Origin of the sequence: Caballeronia sordidicola, from assembly GCF_000729995.1 — a bacterium.
GTDB classification, from domain to species: domain Bacteria; phylum Pseudomonadota; class Gammaproteobacteria; order Burkholderiales; family Burkholderiaceae; genus Caballeronia; species Caballeronia sordidicola_A.
The window spans coordinates 1-11,712 of record NZ_JNFG01000199.1; the positions used below are offsets into that span (position 1 = coordinate 1).

8 protein-coding genes are annotated in these 11,712 nt (G+C 56.5%); 1 reads left to right on the plus strand and 7 read right to left on the minus strand.

From position 1 onward, the window contains the following. Positions 1-831: 831 nt before the first annotated feature. The 6 genes from FH08_RS0134830 to FH08_RS0134855 all read right to left on the minus strand — a co-directional run bounded on the left by FH08_RS0134830 (position 832) and on the right by FH08_RS0134855 (position 9,508). The gene (locus FH08_RS0134830) at positions 832-2,148 is read right to left on the minus strand and encodes a hypothetical protein (RefSeq protein WP_051888760.1); all 1,317 of its coding nucleotides are present in this window, start codon (positions 2,146-2,148) and stop codon (positions 832-834) included. Between the two features lie 231 nt (positions 2,149-2,379). Beyond that, positions 2,380-2,586: a hypothetical protein gene (locus FH08_RS52180; protein WP_152602994.1), complete on the minus strand. Its 207-nt coding sequence runs from the start codon at positions 2,584-2,586 to the stop codon at positions 2,380-2,382. An 877-nt stretch (positions 2,587-3,463) separates the two neighbouring features. Beyond that, positions 3,464-4,909, minus strand: a complete 1,446-nt coding sequence (locus FH08_RS0134840; protein ID WP_160172535.1) for a beta-glucosidase — start codon at positions 4,907-4,909, stop codon at positions 3,464-3,466. Between the two features lie 1,359 nt (positions 4,910-6,268). Continuing rightward, positions 6,269-6,541 carry a hypothetical protein gene (locus tag FH08_RS0134845; protein WP_152602995.1) on the minus strand — a complete coding sequence of 91 codons (273 nt, stop codon included), beginning with the start codon at positions 6,539-6,541 and terminating at the stop codon, positions 6,269-6,271. A gap of 190 nt (positions 6,542-6,731) precedes the next feature. After that, positions 6,732-8,180, minus strand: a complete 1,449-nt coding sequence (locus FH08_RS0134850) for a glycosyl hydrolase (RefSeq protein WP_051888762.1) — start codon at positions 8,178-8,180, stop codon at positions 6,732-6,734. 125 nt (positions 8,181-8,305) lie between these two features. Further along, positions 8,306-9,508 (minus strand): glycosyltransferase, encoded by a 1,203-nt coding sequence (locus FH08_RS0134855; RefSeq protein WP_031362766.1) that lies wholly within the window; start codon positions 9,506-9,508, stop codon positions 8,306-8,308. Positions 9,509-9,786: 278 nt separating this feature from the next. Between FH08_RS0134855 and FH08_RS54490 the strand changes: the two genes are divergently transcribed. Continuing rightward, the gene (locus tag FH08_RS54490; RefSeq protein WP_152602996.1) at positions 9,787-10,137 is read left to right on the plus strand and encodes a transposase; all 351 of its coding nucleotides are present in this window, start codon (positions 9,787-9,789) and stop codon (positions 10,135-10,137) included. A gap of 41 nt (positions 10,138-10,178) precedes the next feature. Here the strand turns inward: FH08_RS54490 and FH08_RS0134865 are convergent, their stop codons facing one another. Continuing rightward, positions 10,179-11,435: an oligosaccharide flippase family protein gene (locus tag FH08_RS0134865; RefSeq protein ID WP_031362768.1), complete on the minus strand. Its 1,257-nt coding sequence runs from the start codon at positions 11,433-11,435 to the stop codon at positions 10,179-10,181. Positions 11,436-11,712: the final 277 nt, after the last annotated feature.

Here is an 11,712-nt window from a genome sequence, read left to right on the forward strand (position 1 = left end):
CGAAGCGGCACAAGAAAAACGGCCCAGGGTGGCCGCGAGCCGCATAGAAAATCTCTTGCCTGAGTCTGAGCACGGTCAGGCGACGCAGCGCCTTTGACCGGTGTTGAGGGCAACCTGCTCTTATCCAGGTGACTGTTGCTTTTTCGCGCGTTGCGCGACAAGCGACGGGAATTTCCGTCAAACGCTATCTGATCGTTGGGCCGGCGGCGGTGGCCTGTACCGTCGGACTCGGCTTGATCTTTGCGGCGGACGCTTTGCGGCGGACGCCGACGGAACAAGCATCAATGCGAGACGAGAATCCACGCAGATGCAAGCGCTCGCAAGCACAGCGGCGACGGTTGCCGTTCAGCCGACGTTGCTTGGGCGTCGTCGAGCGAGAGGGCCAGTGCAATCGCCGTGTGGCGTCCCGACGAGCACGTGGCGCTTCTGCCGCAACTGTCGAGTGCAACACTAACGCGCTGCGGCAGCCAGCCGTCGGACTAACGGCGTCACCGCATTGCATCAACTCCAAGTCGTCTATGGCAAGCCGATCTGAATTACCGAATTTGGTGCGCGGCCCGACCTCAGCGAAAATCACTCGACCGACTATCTGACTGGCGAACAAGCGCTCGCTGGTTGTGTTGCGAACGCCAAAAGGGGATATGTGATCGGTCACATATCCCCTTTTCGTAATCGACGTTCACAACCCTGAAGTTACCGGGCCGCTTACCATTCTAAGCATTCGATACCCTGCTCGACGCGCGCAACTGGGCCGCAGAACCGCGTAAATCCCAGGTATCGGCGACAGGGACCTTCAAAACTCCCGGCGTCGCCGCTAGCGTAATCGACCTCTCATCGTGATACACGTCTCGCCGAGCGTGAACGCAATGGCGCCCACTCGGGTTGCTGCACCGCTCGGCGCATTTGATACAAACGGCTGTAAGCGATCGCAACAAAGGTCCACGGCGCCAGATACGAGAACTCAGGAACAGAGATCATCGTCATCACCCAAATAGCGACGCAGCATTGGCGCAACGCTATGCCCTGAGGTTCCCAGTCGAGCTTGAACGCGGGATACAACATGATGACCGTGAAGATCAGAGTCCCGACTACGCCCGTGTTGACGAGCAATGTTGAGAATAGGTCGGTTGACCGGATGTAACCGAAACCCACCCCGAAAAGTTGGTTGGCGAGGGAACCGTCCTGCCACATTTCGAAAGAGGACCAGAATAGGCCAGAGCGTTCGACGCCCGACTCGCCGCGGCCATCCAGTTTGTCCAGAATCACCACCTGGTAGAAATCCGCAATAGCGTGGCGCGCGACGTAACTCACTACCAGCAACGCCACGAACCCAAGCACCAGACGCAACGGCTTGATTTCAAGCTTTCTCATACGAATAGCGAGGTAGCAAAGATAACCGATAAGCGCGGATGTCGACGTTGTCAGGATAAGCGATGCCCCGATGATCCACAGCGGCCACCGGCTTTTCGTCCTGCTGCTGAAATAGATCCAGAAAGGTAACATCGTCAAGGAATACATCGACGGCTCGCCAGTCAGGCTCTTCAGCCTCGCCATGGTGTAACCGCCAATGTCCGTTATCTGGAATGCGCTGCCGCCCACTGTACCGTCGGGCCTGACCATGCCGAACGTGTCGCCGAAAGTGCGGTTGGAGACGAAATCACCTGATTGGCCGGTCACGGCGAAATACGCGACCTCATACATGCCATACAGTGCATAGAACGTACCCGCGGCAAGTAGCCATCGATCCCAGCTTGGCTTGTAGAAGACGTAGATGTACGCGCCATAGAGCACAACAGCGGCCAGGTAAATCGACTGGGTAAACATGCTGATGCGCATGACGAAGGTGCCGGTATCGGTGCCATCGACCAGCTCGACCTTTGCCAGATCCGGCTCCGTTGCCACCGTGACATCCGCCAGTTGCGCGAGCAAGAACAGCATTATCCAAACCAGAATGGCAGCGAACAGGAAGCTGGAGTAGCGGCCCCGTCCGGCTCCGCCATATAGCAAGACCAGCGGCAGGGAGAGGAAGCACAGCAAATACCCCGGCGTCGTTCCCTGGATCGAGGGTACAACGAGGACCGACGTAACGGGCATGACAAGAGCCCACAGAAAGTAATATTTGTCGACAAGCGAAGATCTGTTATTCATGGTCGCGGAGTCGGTGCGTACAGCAGGCCTGGGGCCGAGATTAAGAGTAGCGAAGCATGATGAGCGCGTCTGCGATGAAACTTTGCTCCAGCCGGCTGAGCTAATGGCTTAGCCCCAATGGTCCGATCTTCGACGCACGGAGTATGTGCGCCCGAGTACGATGCACATTGATTCGGCGAGGAGCGACTGGGAAGCGGAAACCCTATTTGCGTCTGCGTCGATGTAAGCAAGTTACAGCAAGCCGGATTCGGGGATGAAGAAGAGCTTGGTGGCATCTGACTGCAGGCGGGTGTTGCTGATTGCCATTTCGTTTTTCCGCCGCCAGACGACTTTTGTCGCCGACGTCGCCTGCCGCCCGTTGAACTCACGTAAACATACGATGAAATCGTCGTCTGGTAGGTGCGCTGGCGCACCGTTCAAAGCGATCAGCCTAGACAACGATACAAATGTTCCGATCGGACAGACGCTGCGATGATCGCGCCGTGCGTCAGCTGTCGGGAAAGCTTGGGTGCTGGCGCTTGATCGGCCACTGGATAACTTGGGTTTGTAATGCGCCTGGCTATACGACTGAGCCAGGAGGCGCCGGGACCTCAGGTTCGCCATGCGGCACTTGCGCAATCGCGAAGGGACGATAGTAGGTGGGAAGCGGTTGGGAGAATGCGAACGCGAGCCTGACCGGTGCGTCCGCTAAACGGGCCGACGGCCAAAAGCTGCCTTTATTGCACAGGATGAATCGACGCGGCGCAGGGGTTTCGACGCCACGGGGGCGAAGTCCGGCCAACAAACGTTTGATTACGAGGTAAATGCAATGTGGCCAAGACACGACAAAACTGGGCTTAGCAGCAGAACCCATCGCGATCTTGAGCCGATGTCGTGCGAGCGCAACCCGCGGCACATCATTGAGTGCGTCTTACATTAACGACGTCGTTTGAACTGTAGGGTTATCAGTTCATTAGTACCGGGCCTGATGAGTGTCGTAGCAAGGCCTGTCCCGCGTCCCGGTAAGGGTCGCGGGCAGCCTCAATACGAATCAAGCTTGATGCATCTCCTCAATGGATTTTTTGCGCGCCGACTTCGGTAAGCAGGATCGCTAGGTAGCAGCTCGACTTGAGCTGCGCGAGCACGTTGTAGCAACCTGATCCGCCGCAAGCATCTTCGATGTCGCCATCAACCGAATACCAATTCCATTGAGTAATGTCGGGCGTGATCCTGCACGCCCTAGCCTGGACCTGGGATTGCCGTTGCGCTGTCAGACGTCAACTTCCGTCATCGAGCGCATCGGCGTTTTCCATTTGCGGTTAGGTCAGGGACTTGCTTATTGCCCACCCGTCGCAGCGATCACCGACTTCATCGCAGCCGCCCGTCCAGCGTTCTGCACACCTTGCGAGGAGTACAGGCCCATGTAGAAGCCGTTCAAGTTCTGGAAGTTGTACAGCTCGTACCAGTTGAATCCGACGATTCCATATTTCGCGGCGTTGGCTGCATAGAACGAGGTCTCAGTTGAGACGTACGAGTCGATCGCTGACTCGCTTTCGCTTATCTGAACCCCGATTTCCGTCATCATGATCGGCTTGGCATAAGCGGTCTTCAGGTACTGGAGCACGTTGGTGTTGGTGTTGCCCGCGTTCTCGATATCGCCGTCATCCTGATACCAGTGGAAATTCGTCAGGTCCCATCGAGCGGTCGGGTGCCCACTTGAGCCATCGGGGGCAGTGCCGTTCCACAGGCCGTCCAGAATGCCGTAATGCAGCCAGCCAACGGAAGGACTCGCAATCAACGTCTTCTTGGTTGTATCGACGCTACGGAAGCCGTCGATGAAGCCGCGCACCGCACCACGGAAAGCAGGCCATGCGCTGTTGCTCGAAGCCATGTCTGTGATGTTCTGCCCGTTGTTGGCCGGTCCGTTGGGGAAATACTGCACCTCTGGCTCGTTCATCAATTCGATGACCGGTATTTTGCCGGCGAACTGCTGAGCGTTCGTCACGCCATAGGCGTAGTAGGTGCTATACGCCGTTGCTTCGGACGTAGATGCATTAGGGTATTGGTTGAAGACCGGCTGAATCACAACCGGCGCAAACTGAGGAATCAGGTTCGCAAGCGTCGTCATCTGCGCCATGCTGCCGGCGTCCTGGCGGATCGATTGGATACCCAGCGCCTGCATGTCCTTGACCTGCTGCGGGATGTTCGACGTGTACGGGCCGCCGTCGTTGTAGTGACCGTTGACACCGTAGAACTGAACCGTCGTGGTCGGCGTGACTACGGGCGGCGTAGTCACAGGCGGGGTTGTGACGGGCGGCACTTTCACAGGCGGCGTCGTCACTACGGGCGGTATGACGACTGGCGGTGTCACTACCGGAGGCGTCACCGCGATGCGCGGGTCGGACGCTGCCACCCAGTTATGGTTCTGCCACTTCCACCATGCGTTATAAGCGTTCTCTTGATAGATCACTCCGGAGTACCAGAGCAGCAGGGTGACATCGCTCGAAACAGTTTGGACGCCCGCGCGATAGATCACGCCATTCTTCACCGTCCAAACCGCACCCGATGCATCGTTGATCGACGTAGCAGGGGGAATGGCCGTACCGCTGATCGACGCCGGATGTTTTTGAGCGTCAACCACAGAGGCGTCAACGGAGGCAGCGTCACTGGCGGTGGGATTACTGCCACCACCACCACATGCGGCCAATGTGAGGCCAAGCGCGGCTGCGATGGCAAATTTATTGGGTACTGCTGCGAAGGAAAATTTATTGCGCATTAACATGGCGAGTTTCTCCATCGTCAAGGGATCTCGACGAAATCGTTAAAAAAAGGGCATGCGAATCAAAAACTTCGCGCCGGACCGCAACGAGCGTGTCCGTCGGTCAGCAAGAACTTCGGTAAAGCAGCTCTCAGATCCAAATAAATTCGGGGTACTAACTTATAGTGAAACAACTGACCTGGTTGCGAGGTCGTAACCTTTGCCGGCTTGTGTTACATGCTCAAGTTGTCGCGAACAACTCCGATATCGAAAAGCCCGTGGACTTACAGCCGGGGCTACGAACGGATAACGGCATCACGACCGAGCGCACAATAACTTGCCAGCGGATCTCGATTGCCGATGCACGCGGCGTGCGGACACTTGCAGAGTTTCATTGTCGCTAAGCAGTGCAAACCTTTCAAAGTGATTCACCGCCGATGACAGATCTTCGACGCCCACCGCAAAACAACCCCACGCGCCGCTTATCGCGATGCAAAAACAGCTTGCGTTGAAACAGTCGAAGGCATGGACGGAAAGCCCACGGTCGGTTTGCAAAGCCGAACAGCATTGCAGTCACCGTAAAACAGCAAATTGAGTAGGTTAATCGTAAGTTATCCTATTTAATATGAAGAATAAACGTTAGCAACTAAAACGCGCAAAGGAGATCCACGCCGCCATGCTGGGCGCACTCAACTCTTAACTACTTGCTGTTCGGTGAATCAGAACTGCTGACGAGAGCGATACGATCAAGAGCGTTGCTGCAAATACCTCAATCACTTCAAGACTGAATGTTACATGAATGAAACGTTTTTATGCAGTAACACATACGTAACATCATGTAACGGTTTGAATTATCCGGTATAAATGACATTCATCTGTAGATATAGCCCCGATAAACGCCGTTTGGACGCAATTTTGAGGGGTAAACGGAGACGTATGGTGTAGTTCAGACAGATATACCAATTATAATTCTCATTTTTGAATCAATTATTACTTTCGTAGATTATCCGGGAGATATCGCTTTACTTTTTAATTTGGCTTGCTTAGGACAACGTCGAAAAGATCTGAAAGTTATGATGATTCAACAGCTTTTAATTAAACGTGGAAGGGCTTCCCATGACGGCCGGATATCCGTTTGTCCGCCAGCTTTCAGAGCCGCATTGAGATGATCTGCAAAGAGCACCGCCTCTCATGAATATGCAAGATATTTAGTTAGTCATGCTTAATGGCGTGAAGATTTTCGGGGTGCGGGAATGGGTGCGAACAAGGGGTTGCGGAACGCCCGGAATCAATACGGAATTGGCGTATTGTCCGGGAGTTGGGAGTCGCCGATGACCACACGGAGTTCTTGCGTAGCCGCCTGGCTGCGATGATCGATTTGCGTTACCCGGCAGCCGCACTGGCTGACCGGATGTCGCTGAAGTCGAATGAAAGCGCCGTTGAACGAACTTCGAGGGGCGTGCTTGCGAGGGCCGTGTTATCGAGGAGGTCGATCTGTTGCGCGACGCGCCTAAGCTCGCGAGTGCGGGCATCAGCGCTGCCGGGCCGATCGGGCCTGCCCATCCGGCTGATGGTCGGGATGATGTGCCTGAAGCACGCGTAGAACGAAAGTGACGACTCGGTTTGCGAGCGCTGGACACAAGATGTGTCCCACACGGACTTCCTTTGGGCGTACTTCCAGTCCTTCTGCGGCGAGGACCACTTCCAGCCGCACCTCAAGGTTCGCACAACGCGCCGGACTGGGGGCAGTGAAGTTCGCGTATGAATGGCTAATTGCTGCGTTGACTTCAGTGCCATGAAGCGTGGAGCGAGCGACTGATTGCTGATTGCCCGCTGCGGGCACGCCTCAAGGCATAGGGTTCGCTCGGATAAAATTCTTTACCGCGTCATACCGGGGTTTTTTGGTCACACCGTTCGACGAAAACAAGCCGTAGTTGCCGTCGCCACCGTAAGCATAATCGTCGTAAAGTTCGTAAATCACGACCCCTTGAATATTATATTTGTCCGCGTTCTCAACATAGCCGGCTAGCGCGTTAGGACCGACCAGATAGGCGGCCGCTTCTTCTTCGTTCAAATCAGGCCGGGCGCCGAATTCCGTGATCCAGATCGGCTTGCGATAAACATCGCGCAGATGTTGCAGTACATCAATGTCCTTCCCGATCGTGAAGTGCTTCGTCACAGACGTAATGTCATGCATATTTGAATACCAGTGCCAAGCGGTGATGTCCCATTGCGGAATTGGATGACCTCCGCTTCCATCGGGCTGAGTGCCCGCAAACAGCATGTCTGAGAATCCGTAATGCAGCCAGCCGAGAGCACATAGGACGATCTTGGCGGCCGGGTCCACCCGCTTTATGCCGTCGATCATACCGAGGATAGAGCCGCGCGCTTTCACGAACCTGGCATTGTCATAGTTAGAAGGTTCGTCTCCCGACGCGCCGTGGAGGATCGCACCGTTCTCGAACTCGTTGCCCACCTCGTAGTACTGGACCAGGCCGGCCAGCGGCTTCGCGACATCCTCGCCAAGCCGTAGGCCCTCCTTATACGCGGCATCTTCGTCCACGTTCTTCTGGACGTCCGGCGTAAGTACGGCGAGCACATTGATGCAATACGGCTTCGCAAAGCGCGCGAACTTCGCCAGGTCTTCGGCGCCGACCTTGCTGTAAACGTCCTGTGCGTACATCGTCGCGCCGAGGTCGTTTAGCTGCGATACTTGACGCGCATAGCTTTTGATGGGATCGCCACCCGTCCCATAGGCGCCCAAGCCTTGCTGCAGATGGCCGTTGACACCATAGAAAATCCCGGCGGTGCGACTACCGCATTGTATCTGCGGGGGGGAGGGTGGTGCCGGCGGGATATCCGCGAGATGTTGGGCCACCAGGACCGGTCGCGGCGTCGTAACGGCGGGCGCCGGCATGACGCTCGGGCGGTCCGCCTGGAGGTGGACAGCTATGTCGTGATCCGAGCCGTCATCGTCGCCTGCAAATATAAGCACACCGAGACACGCTGCTGCCGCCGCTGCAGTCGCGGCCATCAAGTATCGTTTCAACATATGCGCTGCCACCTGAGGTTGATAGGCCTTCGTGCAAGCCTGGAAAGTCTTGCAGATGATGTCCGGTGCCAGCGAATTGAAAATCACCAGCGTCACGATGGTGATGACCGCGAGCGCGGTACCCCACGCAGTGCGGGTATGGCGCGACAGCACCAGCGGACGCTCCGCGGAGCCCCAGGCCATCGCGACCGCACGCGCCCATTGCAGCACCGCGAGCATGATCGTCGCGGCTGCGAATACCACCCGCCAGACCAGCGCAACCGTGCTCCAGCCGAGCGCGATGACGAAAAAACAGCGTTAAACGCCCGCTCACTGTCTTTCCCTCGTTTTACATCCCCCGCTACAGCAGTCCTTGCGTGCAAGGCGCGTCAATGCATCACCATCGCCCTTTGCTCGTCGATGCGCATAATCTCTACGAGCCGTCTTCCGTAATGATCGGGCGAGAACTCACGGACGTCATACGCCCGAGCGGGGGTCGACAGATGCAGTGCGAGTTCGCCTAGCGCTTCGCGAAGCGCCTGCGGATCGCTGTGAAACTTGATCTTGTTGCCAACCTGATCGCCAAATGTCGACAAGCTGCCGATATCGTTGACGAGGACCGGCAAACCGAGCAACGCCGCCTCGATGATTGCAAGTGGCGCATTTTCCGGCCAGACCGATGGCAGCACGACCGCATCGGCGGTACGATGCAGCTCTTCGAAAAGTTTTGCCTGCGGCAGCCGTCCAAAGAACACCACTTTCCCGCTTTCAATCAGCGGCGCGAACCGCTCTTCGATCATGACCCGTGCCGGTCCGTCGCCGTAAATGGTAAGACGATTGATCTGCGCGAAGTCGATGGATTGCGCCAGCTCGATGAATTGCGCCAGCCCTTTCTCTGCCGCCACGCGTCCAACAAACGCCAGGTTGATGAGTTCGTTCGTGCATACCTTCGGCGGCAAGGACGTCAAATTAACCGATGCCGGGTTAAACAGGAGGTCAAAGTCACCGATCAGGCGGCTCTTCACCAACGCCTCCTGCATGAAGAGACTCGGGCAGAGGAATGCGTCGAAGATACGCTCTGGTTTTACCAGCGCGCGCATTGCGTGCCAGTGCACCTTCTTGAGCACATCGTGGGCGAGACCTTTGGGGCTTGATCGCGACCAGAGAGCGCGCGGCGTGCGCAACGCGTCGAGCGGAAGAGTTCCTACGTCGCCTTGCTTTGTATAACTGAGCAGATTGGGGTTGTAATAAACAAGGTGGAAATCGTGGCAGGTCATGTACGCCGTGTAGCCGAGTTCGCGCTTATATCGCGCGATCACGGCGAGCACCGATGCCGACAGCACGCTGTGATAGTTATGAACCAGCACGCGATGCGGCTTGAAATCGACTATCACCTTCGCAAGCGCGCGCGCGGCCGCAAAGTTCCACCAGCTCACCCGGCCCTCCACCGGCTTACAGAATGTCGTCTGGTCGAAGCATGCGACTTCAACGCCTTCCACTGCGCGCAAAAACTCAGCCGACTGGCGGTACACTTCTTCGGCGCCGCCTTTTTCGGCGAAGTCGTTGATCACCAATATGCGGCATCGTTGCATGCTCGAATCTCCAATGTTGCAGTTCACTGCTGTTGCGTGATACACGTCACGACGCCGCTCATCGGCTGTTGTCGTTCAGCGCGAACGCCGGGTTAATTAACGGAAGCGCCGGATTCGGGGATGAAGAAGGCCTCTGAAAGAATAGCTTGGAGGCGTCTGACAGCAGGCCGTCGTTGCTGGTTGCCATTTCGTTTTTTCGCCACTAAACGGCTTTTGTTGCCGATGTCGCCTTATGCCGTGAACTCACGTAAACATACGACGAGATCGTCGTTTGGAAGGTGCGCTTCCGCACCGTTCAAAGAGATCAGCAGATGTTTCAATTGCGATCGCCATCAACAGCGATTATTGAGGCAAAGATATCGATGTTCCTATCGGAACAGGGGCCTGCGATGATCGAACGCTTTCCGGCCTATCTGGGCGAACAGGGTGGCACGTCTGGGCAAATCGGCTCGGTGAGCATCGACATGTCGCCGCCTTTCATCAAGTGCGTCGATGAACATCTGCCTGATGAACGAATGAGCTTCGACAAGTACCACGTCTATTCACGCGTTCGAAGACGCCATTTGCCATTGCCAGAAACTTCCGGCAATGGCGGCCGCGGCGGGTCGTCTGCCGAAGCCCGCTGGTAAGTCCGGCGAGCATCGGACGACTTGTTTTGGGAGTTCTTGAGTTACGACGCAAGGGGACGTCGTCTAAGAAAGGGCACTTTCTGAAAATACAACGTCGCGCCCATGGCTACCGCGATGTACGTCTCGACCGTGAGCACAGTTGCCGCTGCGCCTTGCTCGCCATAGAGCCTCGCAAGCAAAGCCAGCAATCCGAAATTCAGAAAAGCGGAAACAATCAACACGCGGCTGAACTGCGACCTCATCCCAAGCGGAAGCATGGTCTGAACCCCAAATATGTCGGAAAACCCCGACATGAACGGTATGAACGCCATCCATCGCAGGACGTTCACCGTCGGCGCAAACTGCGCACCATAAAGTATTTTGACCGCGAACGGCGCGCCCAAGAAAATCGTCAGCGACACAATCGCAAGGAGGACTCCCTGATACGCCAGCATCTTGCGTAAGAAATCGAATGCGTCCTCGCGGGCGTGATGCATCAGGTAGCTGATACGCGGATACGCAGCGCTTCTTAGCGGAGTCATCATGGCGAGCGCGGCCCGTATCAGTTTGTCACCGGCCGCGAAATACCCCGCTGTGACGTCGCCCGATATCAGCGCGAGCAGCACGACGTTGCTGGACGTATAAATATCGAAGACGGCCGTGGCCATGAAGATGCCCCAGCCATTCCTCAACGCCTTCACAATGTCGCGCATAGGCACGGCAACGAAATCCATCTCGCGGCGCAGATACAAGTAGCTGACGATCGTGATCCCTGACAGCAGCGGCACGAGCATGTTGACGCCCATCGCCCAGTAGATGTCCTCGCGAGTGTGCACCAGCAGGAACATGGCCGGCACGCTCAGCGCGCGCCCGGTGAACACGATGATGCTGATCACGCGGAGGTCTTCGATCCCCTGGAAATACCAGGTAGGAATCAACATGGCGCCAATGGCCGAGCCAAAGCCGAGGATCAACAAGGCGCGATCCTGCTCGAGCCGCTCGAAAGTGAACGTCAGCGCCACTAGCACGACAAATCCAACCGCCGTAATGATGGCTTGCGACAGGATGGTTTCCCAAAAGATGCGTGAACGCTGTGCCCGGTTGTCACGGTTGATGGATATCTGCGGCGTTGCGGTCAGACTAAAGCCGTAATTGGTCAGTACGATGAAGTAATTGATGAAGGCCATAGCAAACGCGAGGCGCCCATAACCGCTTGGCATGAGCACCCGCGTAAGCAGCGGCAAGGTAAGCAGCGGCGCCGCATAGGTCGAAACTTGCAGCATCATCAACACCGCAAAATTCTTTCGAAAAGAAGCCATCGACTGCGCATCCTGACTTGAATAGTGCCTAAGCATGGCGCCGCGTTGCGACGCCCAGCCGAGCGAAAAGAAAAATGGAAACGGCGCGAGGTGAGGTGCCACGGTTGCGTCGGGGAGCCGCTGCCGCGACTGCCGTCACAACGCTTGCATCGACCTGTCAACTGTCGCGTCGCCTATGAGATTCACGCGGGGAGCTCGTGGCAATGGTGCGGAACCGGCACAAGTGTCGAATCCGCCGCTCGTCTTGGCTTAGCACCGCCGCGCGTCCGTTTTCTTC